The following is a 14755-nucleotide window of genomic DNA, read 5'->3' as shown; positions in this document are numbered from 1 at the left end:
TTATTATTTGCTTCTTGCTTAAATTAAATAATTCATGCATTCGTGGCAATAAACATTGCTTTGTAAAAATTAGTTATCCTCAAACTCATTGTTTTTCAGCAACTCAGCTAAAACTTTTTTCGCACGCATCACTCTTACTTTTGTGTTGGCAACAGAAATCCCCAACTCTTCTGCAATTTCTTTGATGCTCTTTTCTTCAAAAAATCTTAACTTAATAATATCCTGATAATTACCATCCAGAGACTCGATGGTTTTAATGATTTTTTTCTGCTCTTCATCCGAAATCATAAGTTCTTCAGGAGATTTCGCATAATGATTTTTTACTTCATCTAAATTTTCTGTCGGATCTTGATTTTCTCTGCTTTTTCTCCGCCAAAAATCGATAATCGTATTTTGAGCGATCGTCAGAATCCATGTTTTAAACTGAAAATGAGGATCGTACATATCCAGTTTAGATAGCACTTTTGAGAAGACATTAACCGTAATTTCATCCGTATCATTTTCGTCATGCACTTTTTTCATTACAAAAGAGAAAACATCAACCCAGAAAACATTGATCAGTTTTGTCTGAGCTTTCTGGTCTTTTTCCTTTGCCAATTGGATGAGCGAAAATAATTGTTCGTCTTTCATTATTAACAAATTTATTAAAATTTAAAGAGTAAAGAATTAAAAAATTTAAAGAATTTAGGATTAAATAATTTAGACAAGGCTGCAGAACAGTCTTTATTTCACATTCTATATTTTACTTATCTTTGCACCTTAAAATTTAAACAAAATAGAATGAACTCTTTTATTGAAGAACTGAAATGGCGTGGCCTTTTTGCCGACATGATGCCCGGAACCGACGAACAGCTGGATAAGGAGATGACCACTGCCTATATCGGGTTCGATCCTACCGCAGATTCTTTACATATCGGAAGTCTTATTCAGATTAAAATTTTAGCGCATTTTCAGCAGCACGGTCATAAGCCGATTGCTTTGGTTGGTGGTGCGACAGGAATGATCGGTGATCCTTCGGGTAAATCTGCAGAGAGAAATCTACTGGATGAGGAAACGCTTTTGCATTATGTTGACTGTCTGCAAAACCAGCTTTCAAGATTTTTAAATTTTGAAGGAAATGAAAGCAACAAAGCAGAACTGGTGAACAATTACGATTGGATGAAGAAAATTTCATTCTTGGATTTCGCTAAAAATGTTGGAAAGAATATTACTGTCAACTATATGATGGCGAAAGATTCTGTGAAGAAAAGACTTTCAGGTGAAGCGGGTGTTGACGGAATGAGTTTTACAGAATTTACTTACCAATTAATTCAGGGATATGACTTCCTCCATTTATACCAAAACAATGGGGTAAAACTTCAGATGGGAGGCTCTGATCAGTGGGGAAATATCACTACCGGGACAGAATTGATCCGCAGAAAAGCACAGGGAGAAGCATTCGCATTAACAGTTCCTTTGATTACCAAAGCTGACGGTTCGAAGTTTGGAAAGTCTGAGAGCGGGGAAAACTACTGGTTAGATAAAAAGAAAACTTCGCCTTATAAATTCTACCAATTCTGGTTAAATGCAACTGATTCTGATGCAGAAAGATTTATAAAATTCTATACTTTTTTACCAAAAGAAGAAATCGATACTTTAATTGCAGAGCATCAAACGGCACCACACGAAAGAAAATTGCAGAAAAAACTGGCTGAAGAAGTTACCGTTTGGGTTCATGGTAGAGAGGAATATGAAAGAGCTTTGAAAGCTTCTGAAATCCTTTTCGGAAAATCTACGGCTGAAGATTTGGTAAGTCTTGATGAAGAAATTTTCTTAGAAATTTTTGAAGGCGTTCCTCAGAAAGACGTGGTTAAGACAGATGTTTTAGGAGTAAATATCGTTGAATTACTGTCAGATAAATCTGGTTTTCTAAAATCTAAAAGTGAAGCTACAAGAGAACTGAAAGGCAACGCAATTTCTGTAAACAAAGAAAAGGTGAATGAAGTGTATACTGCCAATGAAAACGATTTAATTGACGGTAAATTCTTACTGCTTCAAAAAGGAAAGAAGAATTATTTTATTGTGAAAGCAATCTAATACCAAGAAATATATCAACAAAAAAACCGCCAATCGGCGGTTTTTTTTATTTATTTAAATTTTTTAAAGCTCTAAGAAGCTGTGATCAATAGAAGCATCCTGTGTTCCCGATCCTGTAGCAGTATCTGATTTTGCTACAACTCCATCTACATAAAGAGTAACAATCAATTGAGAGTCTGCATTTGGCAGAACAGCGTTAGCATCCAAATTAAGCTGAGATTGGCTAGAATTTACAAAAAATTCATCACTTGCCCAGATTGCTCCCGGTGGATCGAAAGTAGTATTTTGGCTCACTCCTACCTGCGTAACAATCGTTTTTAAAACCGGATCTCCTGACCCTGTTCCTTTAGTTGCCTTTACTTCAAACTGTACAAGGTGATCCTGAAACTCGTCTTCTTCGTCATCTTTACAAGAATTCATAACAGATACAACTGAAAATAATGCGACTACTAAAAATGAAAGTCTATGTAATTTTTTTGATTTGTAAATTTGCTTCATTTCTCCGAATAGATTTTTAATGTTTCAAATATAGGTTTTTTATCAATATAAAAATAACTTTTATGAAAAATTTCCAATAAAGATTTGCAAACAATATCAAATCAATAAAAGATTCTGAAGTCATCATGAATCACAATTTAAATCTTCCCATATAACATTTTGAAATTAAAATAAGTCATTATTAATTATCTTTGTTCCTCAAAAATCGCTGAAGAAAACAAATCGAAACTCTTTGCAGAAGCGATTGAAAAATAATAAAAAAATTAGATTCCTAATTATATGAATTTAGATTACATCGTAAGAGAACCGGAAAACATCAGTTCAAAAACGCCCATTCTCTTTATGCTTCATGGCTACGGCAGCAATGAGCAGGATCTTTTCAGTTTCAGAGAAAGCCTTCCTGCAGACTGGATTCTGGTAAGTTTCAGAGCTCCCAAACCAACTCAATTTGACGGCTACTCGTGGTTTGATATAGATTTTAATAATCTTGAACAGTTTATAGATATTGATCAGGCAAAAGATGTCCTGAACAGTGTGCTGGAAAATATCATGGCCATCACCAACAAATATGGACTTACAGAAAACAAAACTCACCTCTGTGGATTCAGCCAGGGTGGAATTTTATGCTACAGTCTGGCTTTAAAATACCCTGATCTGTTTAATTACGTTGCCTGCCTGAGTACCTATCCGGAAGAAAAACTATTGACAGATATTGTAAAAGATAAAAAGAAACTTGAAAAACTTCGCTTCTTCGTTTCTCATGGAACTGACGATGCCATCATTCCGATGGAATGGGGACGGAAAGCTGCCGATCTTCTGTATGACCTAAGCTGCTACTTTACCTTTAGAGATTACATGAGCGGTCATGGAGTTAATCAGAAAAACTATATCGATTTAATGGAATTCTTTTCGAAATAATCGCCGTTTCATTTATCATTTTAAAACATTCCCAACCATTTGGGAATGTTTTTTTATTTCTGTATGAATTATTTCACTACTTTCATTATATGAAATCTGTTCTACTTTTATGCATTTTATTCTGCAGCATTGTTATGAATGCTCAGAATAGTTTTGAGATAAAAGATGCAAATAAAGTAGTAATTCCTTTTAAGTTAATTAATAACTTAATTTTCATTCCTATCAATGTAAATGGTGCTGAACTTACTTTCCTGCTGGATACCGGCGTTGCTGAAACTACCATTTTTAGTTTAGAAAACAAAGAACTGAGACTTTCTCCGCTGGAAAAAATGAGATTTTCGGGACTCGGTGGAAGTGCAAGCATTGAGGGTTTTAAATCTGATCATAATTTAGGAAAAATTGGTAAAAACTTTAGGAATGATTCATTCACACTGTTTATTATTCTTGATCAGGATTTTAATATTTCGTCTCATGTAGGCATTCCTGTAAACGGAATTATAGGATACCATTTTTTTAAGAATCATCCTGTTGTAATTGATTATGCTTCAAAAAAAATTACGGTATACAAAGACGGTGAGCTCTTTAGGAAAAAAATAAAAAAATTTACTGAACTCCCGATTTCAATTGAGCGGAACAAGCCTTATATTTTCGCAGATGTTGAAATGACCAACGAAAGAAAAAACTCAAAACTGTTAATAGATCTAGGAAACAGCGACGCAATTTGGCTCTTCCCTACCCTGATCAAAAATTTCGTTTATAACCGCCCCAATATTGAAGACTTTCTTGGAAGAGGTTTTAATGGAGACATCTATGGTAAAAGAAGCAGAATTCATAATTTTTATTTGGGTGATTTTAAATTTGAAAAACCGTTGACGGCAATGCCTGACGAATACTCAATTCAGCATGTAAGTTTAGTGGGAGATAGAAAAGGCTCTATCGGTGGAGATATTTTGAGAAGATTTACTGCGGCATTTGATTATTCTAACCAAAAAATATATTTAAAGAAAAACGGAAATTACAATGATCCCTTTCATTTTAATATGAGTGGTTTAGATTTTCAGCAGGATGGTATGCAGTGGGAAAAAGATATGGTAAATCTTGAAAGCAAGAAGAAAGATAATACTGGAACGGGAGTTGAAGTAATTAACAACAGTTTACAGTATAAATTTGTTTTAAAACCACTGTTTTCAATCGCGGGAGTAAGGAAAGGCTCACCAGCCGAAAAAGCAGGCTTAAAAAAGGGCGATCAGCTGATATCAATTAACGGAAGAAAAACTGCAGATATGACCCTTCAGAAAATTATGGAAATGATGAAATCTGAGGAAGGCAAAATAATAAATATGCTTATTGTGAGAAAAAATCAGGAACTTACGCTCAGTTTTACTTTAGAAGACCCAATCCCATACCAAGAATAATATGCAGACAGAAGAAACCACCTTAGATAAAATAAGAAACCGACCGAGATTCAAAATGTACACTCATTTGAGTAAAGAGACTTACGCTGAGAATCTTAAAAAATATCTCGCAGAGCACAAAGGTGAATTTTCCGGCAATGTTAATAAAGAAATGGCGACCATCTGCGTAGAAACAGAATATGAACAGTATTGGCAGCCTCAACTGGCATTGCGTACAGAGATAGAAGACAACCACACCGTAATCAGAGGTGTTTTCGGCCCCAGCTCATCAGTGTGGACTTTTTTTATGTTCCTGTATTTTCTGTTTTCAATTCTTTGGATGACGTTTTTCACGATGTATTACGTAGAGAAAAAAATAAAGAGTTTTGAATATCCATGGGCACTTAATGCTTCCTTTGTGATGCTTTTCTGTATTGCTGCAACCTATGCTGCAGCAAGAATCGGACAGATCAAAGCTAAAGACGAGATGAAAAAACTCAGAAAGTTTGCAGAAGAATCTACACTTCCGTTTGAAAAGAAAATTTAGTTAGAAGCGTCGGGTTCTGTTAAAGGTTCCTGAACTTCTAATGAAGCCTTCGCCGATTTTATAGAATCGGCAACCTTTTCTCTGTTGGTCTGCTCGGCAACCATCTTTTCAACATGTGGTTTGATCAGATTAGTCATCTCTTCTACAGAAATATTATTGGCATTAGGATCATTCAGAAGATTTCTCCAAGGTTTTCTCTTGCCCCACGGATAATCTCCGAAAACAATAACCGGTGTACCATTGGCTTTTTTCGTTGCTCCTCCCGGATTTAAAATCCACGTATCAGCATAATTATACAGCCAAATCGCATCTTTCATTAACAGTCTTAAACATGAATGTGATGCAGGATAACCCGGAAGATCATATTGATGCCAACCTATTCCTCCTGTATTGTGAATATTAAAATTATAAGGTAATTTCCATTCACTTTTAACAGTAGAAATTGCTAATTTCTTTTTCCAGTTGGCAAACATTAAACCTCTTGTTGTCTGCGCAGTCTTTTTCCCCATACTTGTCGGACCCCACTTTACCAGAGCGCCGTTGGAATAAACCGCATAGGCCTGTATCGGATAAGAGAACACTACAAACTTCTTCACATCACTCAACACATCCAACTGCATTGGAAACGGTGAATAAGCCATCAACGTAGTATCAATTTTTGCCGGAACAACCAGTGTATCAGAATTCCATTTGCTTTTTGAATCTAATCTATTGAGCGCTAATATCGCGTAACGCTCTCTCTCTGTATATTTTTTACTAAAAATCGCATACAGAGAATCTCTTAACTTCTTGTCTTTGGGGATTGGAAAAGCATTGTAAAAACCGTTTTCCTGCATCGCTGGGGGTACAGATTCTTTCACTTCAGCTTTTGTTGCTACTGAATCTGATTTTTTGTCGTCTGATAATGTTCCTGAAGATGTACCTTGCTGTTGATCATCCATTTTTTCGTTATCCTTCTTACATCCGGTAAGTAATAACGCAAAAAGCAAAGTATAAAAGAATGATTGTTTCAAAAATATTTTTTTCATAAATATATATGGGTCATTTGAGTCTGAACTAAAGATACAAATATTAGACCTAAAAACTTTTAAAATGTAAAAAATATTTCCCTACATAATGTATTTAATTGAGATTGAAAATTTTACAAAGGAGACCAATGTTCTAAGCTACCCAAAATGTTGATTTTTCTGCATAGCTAAGCATCAGCATTTTTTGGTCTGAAACTATAGAGAGAACTTTACGGTGAAATGCCACTGAAAATAATTAAAGAAATAACTCTTATTTGAGTAGAAATATTTTTCATTTAAAACTATTCCAAAAACCACATTTCAAATCTGCTTCCTTTTTCCAAAGGTTTATAATTGATATAACCTTTATGAGCCTCAACAATACTTTTGCTCAAAGTTAATCCAATTCCCGAACCGCTGATTCTGGTGGTGAAAAATGGCAGGAAAATCTTATCTTTAATTTCATTAGAGATTCCGATTCCGTTGTCTTCAACGCTTAAAAGAATTCTTTTATTGAATGTTCTTATTTCTGTTTTAATGATTCTTTCTGAATTGTCTGCAACTGCGTAAATTGCGTTTAGATAAAGATTAATCAAACATCTCTCAATCATTTTCTGGTCAGCAAAAATCACCTGGTTTTCCAGAGAATTAATGATTGTAATCTGATTTTTTTCGAATTCTGACTTGAGGAAATTCAATGCAGATTCTACAATTTGCGTCAATGAAATAGTTTTGAATACAGGTTTTGGGAGTTCTGCAACTTGGCGGTAATCGTCCACGAAATTCAACAGTTGTTTGGATTTTGAATTGATAATCATCAGACTTTCCTTCATTTCTTCCTGGTCTTCTTTTTCCACAACTTCCTGATTGGCAATATATTCAAGGTTTTGAATCAAACTGTTGACAGGTGTTAAAGTATTGAGAAGTTCGTGTGAAATGACTTTCATTAAATTATTCCAAGCCAGTTTTTCTTTTTGCTCGATAATTTTCTGAACAGATTCCAAACTGATGATGCAGAAACGGTTTTTGATATTTTGTACTTTTTTGGTACGAAGAGAAAATGACTGTTTCACATTTTCATTAATCGAAATATCAAAGAATTCCTGCGAGTTTTCGTAATTGGTTTGCTTGATGATTTTATAAAATTCTGAGGTTTTAGATTCGTACAATTCCCAGGAATTATATTTCGGAATCTGTAATATTTCCAGGAAAACAGGATTCACATAAAAAACTTCCCACTGATTATTCTTCTCGGTAAGAATCATCAACCCGATTTCCAGTTGATTCAGAATTTCTTCGTACAAAAGTTTATAGGAAGACAAAGATAAATGCTCTTCTTTGCTTTGATAATAGAGCTTTACGGCATTATCCACCAAATTATTCTCTTCAGTTTTTGGAAACAGTGAAAAATCTTTTTTCTGAATCGCCAACAATATTTTCTCACTTTTCTGAACATAACTCAGAGCTGAAATCTGCGCCAAAATAATGCATCCAATACTTACAGCAGTAAACAATCCGAAGTTAATCCACTTGCTTTGTGTGTAAAAATCAAAAGCGAAAATACCACTGACAATCGCCAGAAGAATAAATATTAGCCAGATAATTTGTTGTTTGTTCATCTACAATTCAAATTTTGATTAATAGGATTTCATCCTATTCTTGATTAAATCGTTCCTTCGCAACTGTGCTTGAATTTTAACTTCAGACTTCCTTCCTCCATCTTCCAACTTCCTGCTTTATCATAACTCAAATTTTTCCATTCTTCTGTAAAGCGCGGCACGCGACAATCCTAAATCTTCCGCCGCGAGAGAAATATTTCCTCTGTGTTTTTTCAAAGCTTTTTTGATGAGAATTTCTTCCATTTCCTCGATGTTGAGATTGACGATTGGTTTGTCAGATTCTTCGTCCTGAGGCATTAATAATTTCAAATTTTTCTCATTGGAAAGAATAACACTTCTCTCAATACAATGGTCGAGTTCACGGATATTTCCCGGCCAGGAATACGTTGTGAGTTCATTAGTCAAAGATTCATTTAAAGCTAAATCAGATTTATGATATTTCTGTTTGTACTTCTCCAAAAAATAGTTAGCTAAAGTCGGAATGTCTTCCAATCGTTCTCTCAAACTCGGAATTTGCAATTCAACCGTATTGATTCTATAATACAAATCTTTCCTGAAACGATTTTCTGAAACCGCTTTTTTTAAATTTTCATTCGTCGCAAAAATAAATCTTACGTCCAAAGTTCGTTCTTTATTTTCCCCGATTCTGGTCAATTTTCGATTTTGAATCAAGCTCAACAATTTGGTTTGAAGATGAAGCGGAAGATTTCCAATCTCATCCAAAAATACAGTTCCGTTCTGGGCATTTTCAATTTTCCCGGAATAATCCTGATTCGCATCGGTAAACGCTCCTTTTTTATAACCAAACAATTCAGCTTCAAACAAATTTTCAGACAGACTTCCCAAATCGATGTGAACGAAAGGCTGGTTTTTTCTTTCCGATAATTCGTGAATGTGCTCTGCCAAAACATATTTTCCCGTTCCGTTTTCTCCTAAAAGTAAAACGTTGGCGTCAGTCGGTGCCACTTTCGTGATTTGTTCCATCACTTCCTGCATCGCAAAAGACGCCGTTTCCAGTTGATACTGATTGGTTTTCACGCTCACATTTTCCCACTGATTCAGTTTTTTGTTTTTTCGTGAAATATCGACTGCGAGATTCACAGAAGCATATAATTTTTCATTATTCCAAGGCTTGAGAATGAAATCCGATGCGCCGTTTTTCAACGCTTCAACAGCTAATTCCACCTCGCCGTAAGCGGTCATCAGAATAATTGGAAGCTGAGGTTCCAAAGTTTTGATTTCATTCATCCAATACAATCCATCCTGCCCGTTTTCAAAACCTTTCCGGAAATTCATATCAAGAAGGACCGTGTCAACTTGCTGTTCGGCTAAAAACTTCAGAATGTTCTTTGGCTGACTCAAACAACTTACTTCGGTGAAAAATTTCTTGAGCCAGACTCTCGCCGAAAATAAAATATCCTCGTCGTCATCTACTATTAAAATATGAGCTTCTTTTTTTCGCATTTTTGAATTTAAAAAGTTAAAATGACTTAATTAAAAGGCTTCGACTCCGCTCAGCCTGACAAATCTTAATGAACCATCAACTGACAACTAAAAACCATCAACTAAAATTGTTCATTTTCGCACAAAAAGTGTCCGATAATGAACAGTCTTAAAGTTAAATAAAATATATTTAATCACATTTTCAGAGTGTTACAAACTTATAAATTTCTGGCATCTACATTGTGTAATAGTCTGTAGATAAATAAGTTATCTTAAAATATGGATACGAAAATAGTAAAAAAGAAATCTAAACTAAAATTAATATTGATTATCGTTCTGTCTGTTTTGTCCATTTCAGTTTTTGGCTGGTATTTTTTGAATCAGGAAAGAACTTATAATGTAAAGCTGGAGGATATTCAAACGGATGAAGTGACGAATGGAAAGTTTGAAGATATGTTGATGGTGACGGCGCAGACGCAATCTCTCAATTCTTCTTTGGTAAATGTTCTGGAAGGTGGCGCGGTGAAAGAAATTTTTGCGGAAGATGGTCAAATGGTAACGAAAGGACAGCCCATCGCCAGAGTTTATAATCCGAATACAGAATTCAATTATCTGAATCAGGAAACGGGAATTATGCAACAAATCAGTCAGATGAGAAGTTCGCTTTTGGAATTGAAGAATCAGGAATTCAATCAGGATAAAGAATTGCTTCAGTCTCAAAATGATTACAATACGGCTTTGCAGTCTTTCAACCTTCAAAAAAGATTGTACGATGCAGAAATCGGAAAGAAAACCGATTATGATATCGCTTTGCAAAATCTGAATTATCAAAAACAAAGAAAAGTGATTGTGGAAAAAGGTGCTTCCAGTGAAAAAGCTTCCAGAAATTCTCAGTTTTCCGCCATCAATAGTTCCATCAGTCAGATGGAAAAAAGTCTGAATATTCTTCGTTCCAACAAAAATAATTTCCTGATAATGTCGCCTGTTTCGGGAAGATTATCATCATTTAATATTTCATTAGGACAAAATTTGACGAGTGGAGAAAGCATTGGAAAAGTCGATTTGATGGGAGGTTACAAGCTGATTGCAAAAGTGGATGAGTATTATATCAACAAATTAATCAATGGCATCAAAGGTAGTCTGGAAAGCAATGCGAAACAGTTTGATGTGATTATTACCAAGATTCTTCCAGAAGTGAAAGACGGACAATTTTCTGTGGAACTTAATTTCGTTGATGCAAAACCTGAAAATCTGAAAATCGGAATGACCTTCGGAGTGAAACTGAAATTGTCTGCTGATACGCAAAGTATGATGATTCCAAAAGGAAATTTCTATAAAGACACGAACGGAAAATGGATTTTCGTAGTGAAAGGTAACAAAGCTGAAAAGCGAAGCATTAATCTAGGTAGAGAAAATCAAATGTATTACGAAGTGGTTTCCGGATTGAAACAGGGTGAAACGGTCATTACATCAGATTACACTGAACTGAAGAAATATGAGATTTTAGATATTCAAAAATAATTAATTATGAAAAATATATTCTTAATATTATTATGTTCATTTTCCGCAATGGCGTATTCACAGAAGCCAACAGAGCTGGAATGGACCATTTCATTCAAAAAGAATCACGTTATTTTTGAATGTTCCAAAGGTTGTAATTATAGCTATTTGAGTTTTGACGCTTACAAAAAAGTAGTCCTTAATGAAAATGCAATGGCGAATCTTGAGAAAAATCCCGACGAGGAAAATTCCAATTTCTTGGTTCAATATTCAAAGAAAGGAAATCAAATCAATCTTGAAGGAATCAAAGGCGTGGATTGGAAAAACATCACTTTGACCAGAGATTTAAAATCAAAATATTACATCAATCAAACTGGAGAAATCAGAAAAACAACACTTTAAAAAATTAATAAAATGATAAATATTCAAAACCTTTCAAAAGTCTATAAAACAGAAGATGTTCAAACCAACGCCCTGAACAATGTAAGCCTGCACATCAAAGAAGGCGAATTTGTAGCGATAATGGGACCTTCCGGCTGTGGGAAATCAACTTTCCTCAATATTCTTGGACTTCTGGACAGTGCTTCCTCCGGTTCATATCAATTCGAATCAACGGAAACCATCGGAACTTCTGAGAAGAAAAAATCGGACATTAGAAAGAAAAACATAGGTTTTATTTTTCAGAATTTTAATTTGATTGATGAACTCACGGTTTATGAAAATATCGAACTTCCATTAATCTACAACGGCATTTCTTCCTCAGAAAGAAAAAAACTTGTAGAGGAAATTATGGAGAAAATCAACATCGCACACAGAGCAAAACATTATCCACAGCAACTTTCCGGCGGTCAACAGCAGAGAGCGGCCGTTGCAAGAGCGTTGGTGACAAGACCAAAATTAATCCTTGCCGATGAGCCTACCGGAAACCTCGACAGCTCCAACGGAAACGAGGTGATGAACCTTTTGGCAGAACTTCACAGAGAAGGTTCCACGATTGCGATGGTAACGCACTCGTCTTACGACGCAGGTTACGCCTCAAGAATCGTGAATATGAAGGACGGAGAAATCTTCTCAGAAGAACATTCTACTCAAAGAAAAGATGTCTTCGAAAAAGCAGATGCGAAGAATTTTGAATAATCTTTTAGTGTATTGTATACGGTGCTGAGTTTTTTGCTCAATCAAATATTAAAAACTAAACACAAAATACTAGAAACCAAAAACCACAACTATGCTCAACAACTGGCTCAAAATTGCCTTCATCAATTATAAAAAAAACTGGCTCTCTACTATCATCAATCTGTTTGGATTGACTATTGGACTGACAGGATTTATGCTCATCCTGATGCATTGGAATGACGAAGAATCCTATGAAAAATGGAATCCGAAGAAGGATAATATTTATGCATTTCAGCAACATAACATCAAAGAAAATAAGTACAGCCCAAGTATTTCTTACCCACTTGCAGACCGCGCGGTGAAAATGATTCCGGAAATCAAAGATTATGTTTTGGTGAGTAGCTCTGGGATGGGTTTCAAAATGATAACCAAAAACAAAACGGCCTATCAAAAAGATGGAATGTCTGTTTCGGAAAATTTCTTTAATTTTTTCCCCTTCAAATTGATTTCGGGAAGTTACAAAGACGCTCTGAAGGGAAAAACTTCGATTGCTATTTCTACACTTACCGCGAAAAACTTATTCGGCAAAACGGATGTGGCAGGAGAAAGTATAAAATTTGATGGTGACAATTTTGTAGTCACTGCAGTGTATGAGCTTCCGAAGGGAAACAGCGTCATCAATCCAGAATTTGTAATCCTGGCCTACGAACAATTGAAAAATGACAAAGAAGGCTGGGGCAATTTCAATTATGGTTGCTTTTTTATGCTGGACAAAAATGCGGATACAGAAGTTGTACAGAAAAAACTTTATGACGACGTGTTTCTCTATCGTGCGAAAATGAATGCGAAGGGTGCTGGAGTTACGCCCCAAAAATTCTTAGAATTGTACGGACCTCAAGGAAGTTTGCTCACACCGTTGGACCAGATGAAACTCCACGGAAAGGCCTACTGGTTTGGGACTGGCGATTTGAAAACAATGATGATTCTGTTTACACTTTCTGTGTTGATTTTGATTTTGTCAGCCATTAATTTCATTAATTTAAAAACAGCTCAGGCTTCTCAGAGAGCAAAAGAAATTGGCGTAAGAAAGGCTATTGGAAGCAATAAATCCAAATTGGTTTTGCAGTTTTTATTAGAAACTTTTGTGATTTGTTTTGCCTCGTACATTCTAGCTTTAGCCTTGACTGAAATCCTCTTGCCGAGCTTCAACAAGTTTTTTGACAAGCAGATTGTAATGAACGATTGGCGCATCTACTTTTATTCATTTGCAATGGTTTTGCTAATTGCGCTGATTTCGGGATTAATTCCTGCGATTTACTTGGCCAACTTCAAAGCTATTGAAACGCTGAAAGGAAATTTTGCCAGAAGCAGACACGGGATTTGGCTCAGAAACGGAATTCTGACTTTGCAATTGATAATCTCTTCCTTCTTCATTATTGCGAGCCTGATTGTAAGTTCGCAAGTGAAACATATGATGGATAAAGACCTTGGTTTCAGTGGAAAACAGGTTATGATAGTCACCTTTAATGATAATGCACCTCAGCCTTGGCTAAAATATGAGCGCCTCAAAAACGAAATGCGAAAAATACAGGGTGTGGACGATGTATCATATGGTGAAGCCGTTGCAGGAAGCTATCGCTACAGCAATTCCAATATGGACTATATGGATAAAACAATCTATGCGCAACACGGCTCGATGGATTACAATTACCTCCAGTTTATGGATGTGAAACTGAAAAAAGGTCGTTGGCTGGATTCCAAATTAGCTTCTGACACGATTAATAATGTCTTGGTCAATGAAACATTTGTGAAGCAATTCGGTTGGAATGATGACCAGGCTTTTAAGAACGAATTCCGCCCAGGTTTTGATGAGAAACCTTACAAAATCGTCGGAATTGTAAAGGATTTTAATATTCAAAGTTTGAAAACCGAAGTTGAGCCGATGATTTTCTTCCATTACCGCGCGACCTCTTGGAAACGCTTTAACGTCTATAATATTCAGCTGAAAATAAAACCAGAAGATATGGACGGAACGGTGAAAAGAATCAAAAAATATTGGCAGGCAAATGTAGAACCCGGTTATCCTTTCGAATCTAATTTTATTGATAAGCAATTCGCAAAAACCTTTGTGAAATATCAAAAACAACAAACACTTTTCACCATCCTAAACGCAATGGTTTTAATGGTAGCCTTACTCGGATTATTCGCTTTATCATCATTAATGATAGAACAAAAATTAAAAGACGTCGCCATCAGAAAAACGCTTGGTGCTTCAGATGGAACTTTGATTGTCGGATTGACAAAACAATTCCTCTGGATTACTTTGATTGCGGTTATCATTAGTATTCCAATAAGTTATTACTTGATGAATGAATGGCTTAAAGATTTCGCGTACAGAATTGATATGCCAATTTTCCCGTTCGTTTTGAGTTTGATTTCATTATTGATTTTGACATTCGCAGTAGTTAGCGTCAAAGCATATCAAGCCACAAAAGTAAATCTTGTGAAATATCTGAAATACGAGTAGAATGGAGGTTTGAAGCTGGGAGCTGGAGGTATTTAAACAATATATTAAACTTCCATCTTCCCACACCCAACTTCCAATCCAAAATCATTTATCAATTATCATCCATCAAT

General features: G+C 35.4%; 13 protein-coding genes. 8 read left to right on the top strand and 5 right to left on the bottom strand.

Features of this window, described 5'->3' with window-relative positions; translation table 11 throughout:
- Positions 1-69 precede the first annotated feature (69 nt).
- Complete coding sequence (locus OMO38_RS05715) at positions 70-630, bottom strand: RNA polymerase sigma factor (RefSeq protein ID WP_264749255.1); 561 nt, start codon at positions 628-630, stop codon at positions 70-72.
- A gap of 150 nt (positions 631-780) precedes the next feature.
- On the opposite strand from OMO38_RS05715, the gene tyrS reads away from it, so the two are divergent.
- On the top strand, positions 781-2076 hold the full coding sequence (gene tyrS, locus OMO38_RS05710) for a tyrosine--tRNA ligase (protein ID WP_264749254.1): 1296 nt from the start codon (positions 781-783) through the stop codon (positions 2074-2076).
- A 63-nt stretch (positions 2077-2139) separates the two neighbouring features.
- On the opposite strand, the gene OMO38_RS05705 is transcribed toward tyrS, so the two are convergent.
- Positions 2140-2574, bottom strand: a complete 435-nt coding sequence (locus tag OMO38_RS05705) for a hypothetical protein (protein ID WP_264749253.1) — start codon at positions 2572-2574, stop codon at positions 2140-2142.
- Positions 2575-2853: 279 nt separating this feature from the next.
- Between OMO38_RS05705 and OMO38_RS05700 the strand changes: the two genes are divergently transcribed.
- From OMO38_RS05700 to OMO38_RS05690, 3 genes are all read left to right on the top strand, one after another.
- Positions 2854-3492, top strand: coding sequence for an alpha/beta hydrolase (locus OMO38_RS05700; protein ID WP_264749252.1), 639 nt, complete (start codon positions 2854-2856; stop codon positions 3490-3492).
- Between the two features lie 134 nt (positions 3493-3626).
- Complete coding sequence (locus tag OMO38_RS05695) at positions 3627-4907, top strand: PDZ domain-containing protein (protein WP_264749251.1); 1281 nt, start codon at positions 3627-3629, stop codon at positions 4905-4907.
- Position 4908: 1 nt separating this feature from the next.
- A complete protein-coding gene (locus tag OMO38_RS05690; protein WP_264749250.1) occupies positions 4909-5433 on the top strand; it encodes a hypothetical protein in 525 nt (174 codons plus the stop codon).
- On the opposite strand, the gene OMO38_RS05685 is transcribed toward OMO38_RS05690, so the two are convergent.
- The 3 genes from OMO38_RS05685 to OMO38_RS05675 all read right to left on the bottom strand — a co-directional run bounded on the left by OMO38_RS05685 (position 5430) and on the right by OMO38_RS05675 (position 9523).
- Complete coding sequence (locus OMO38_RS05685) at positions 5430-6461, bottom strand: L,D-transpeptidase (protein WP_264749249.1); 1032 nt, start codon at positions 6459-6461, stop codon at positions 5430-5432. The two genes, OMO38_RS05690 and OMO38_RS05685, sit on opposite strands and share 4 nt — an antisense overlap.
- Before the next feature lie 281 nt (positions 6462-6742).
- The gene (locus OMO38_RS05680) at positions 6743-8059 is read right to left on the bottom strand and encodes a sensor histidine kinase (RefSeq protein WP_264749248.1); all 1317 of its coding nucleotides are present in this window, start codon (positions 8057-8059) and stop codon (positions 6743-6745) included.
- A gap of 120 nt (positions 8060-8179) precedes the next feature.
- A complete protein-coding gene (locus OMO38_RS05675; protein ID WP_264749247.1) occupies positions 8180-9523 on the bottom strand; it encodes a sigma-54-dependent transcriptional regulator in 1344 nt (447 codons plus the stop codon).
- 258 nt (positions 9524-9781) lie between these two features.
- On the opposite strand from OMO38_RS05675, the gene OMO38_RS05670 reads away from it, so the two are divergent.
- The 4 genes from OMO38_RS05670 to OMO38_RS05655 all read left to right on the top strand — a co-directional run bounded on the left by OMO38_RS05670 (position 9782) and on the right by OMO38_RS05655 (position 14645).
- Positions 9782-11023 carry an efflux RND transporter periplasmic adaptor subunit gene (locus OMO38_RS05670; RefSeq protein WP_264749246.1) on the top strand — a complete coding sequence of 414 codons (1242 nt, stop codon included), beginning with the start codon at positions 9782-9784 and terminating at the stop codon, positions 11021-11023.
- 6 nt (positions 11024-11029) lie between these two features.
- Positions 11030-11404 (top strand): hypothetical protein, encoded by a 375-nt coding sequence (locus OMO38_RS05665; protein WP_264749245.1) that lies wholly within the window; start codon positions 11030-11032, stop codon positions 11402-11404.
- Between the two features lie 12 nt (positions 11405-11416).
- Positions 11417-12139: an ABC transporter ATP-binding protein gene (locus OMO38_RS05660; RefSeq protein ID WP_264749244.1), complete on the top strand. Its 723-nt coding sequence runs from the start codon at positions 11417-11419 to the stop codon at positions 12137-12139.
- Positions 12140-12230: 91 nt separating this feature from the next.
- Complete coding sequence (locus OMO38_RS05655) at positions 12231-14645, top strand: ABC transporter permease (RefSeq protein ID WP_264749243.1); 2415 nt, start codon at positions 12231-12233, stop codon at positions 14643-14645.
- The last annotated feature ends 110 nt before the right edge of the window (positions 14646-14755 follow it).

The sequence above is a fragment of the Chryseobacterium kimseyorum genome (genome assembly GCF_025971945.1).
In the GTDB taxonomy this organism is placed as follows: Bacteria; Bacteroidota; Bacteroidia; order Flavobacteriales; family Weeksellaceae; genus Chryseobacterium; species Chryseobacterium kimseyorum.
The sequence above is the reverse complement of the archived record's forward strand: the minus strand, read 5'-3'. Positions and strand labels throughout refer to the sequence as shown.

Coding starts and splice junctions, on each gene's coding strand:
- OMO38_RS05670 (WP_264749246.1), top strand. CDS start 9,782: ATGGATACGAAAATAGTAAAAAAGAAATCTAAACTAAAATTAATATTG.
- OMO38_RS05705 (WP_264749253.1), bottom strand. CDS start 2,574: ATGAAGCAAATTTACAAATCAAAAAAATTACATAGACTTTCATTTTTA.
- OMO38_RS05655 (WP_264749243.1), top strand. CDS start 12,231: ATGCTCAACAACTGGCTCAAAATTGCCTTCATCAATTATAAAAAAAAC.
- OMO38_RS05700 (WP_264749252.1), top strand. CDS start 2,854: ATGAATTTAGATTACATCGTAAGAGAACCGGAAAACATCAGTTCAAAA.
- OMO38_RS05715 (WP_264749255.1), bottom strand. CDS start 630: ATGAAAGACGAACAATTATTTTCGCTCATCCAATTGGCAAAGGAAAAA.
- OMO38_RS05690 (WP_264749250.1), top strand. CDS start 4,909: ATGCAGACAGAAGAAACCACCTTAGATAAAATAAGAAACCGACCGAGA.
- OMO38_RS05695 (WP_264749251.1), top strand. CDS start 3,627: ATGAATGCTCAGAATAGTTTTGAGATAAAAGATGCAAATAAAGTAGTA.
- OMO38_RS05665 (WP_264749245.1), top strand. CDS start 11,030: ATGAAAAATATATTCTTAATATTATTATGTTCATTTTCCGCAATGGCG.
- OMO38_RS05675 (WP_264749247.1), bottom strand. CDS start 9,523: ATGCGAAAAAAAGAAGCTCATATTTTAATAGTAGATGACGACGAGGAT.
- OMO38_RS05685 (WP_264749249.1), bottom strand. CDS start 6,461: ATGAAAAAAATATTTTTGAAACAATCATTCTTTTATACTTTGCTTTTT.
- OMO38_RS05680 (WP_264749248.1), bottom strand. CDS start 8,059: ATGAACAAACAACAAATTATCTGGCTAATATTTATTCTTCTGGCGATT.
- tyrS (WP_264749254.1), top strand. CDS start 781: ATGAACTCTTTTATTGAAGAACTGAAATGGCGTGGCCTTTTTGCCGAC.
- OMO38_RS05660 (WP_264749244.1), top strand. CDS start 11,417: ATGATAAATATTCAAAACCTTTCAAAAGTCTATAAAACAGAAGATGTT.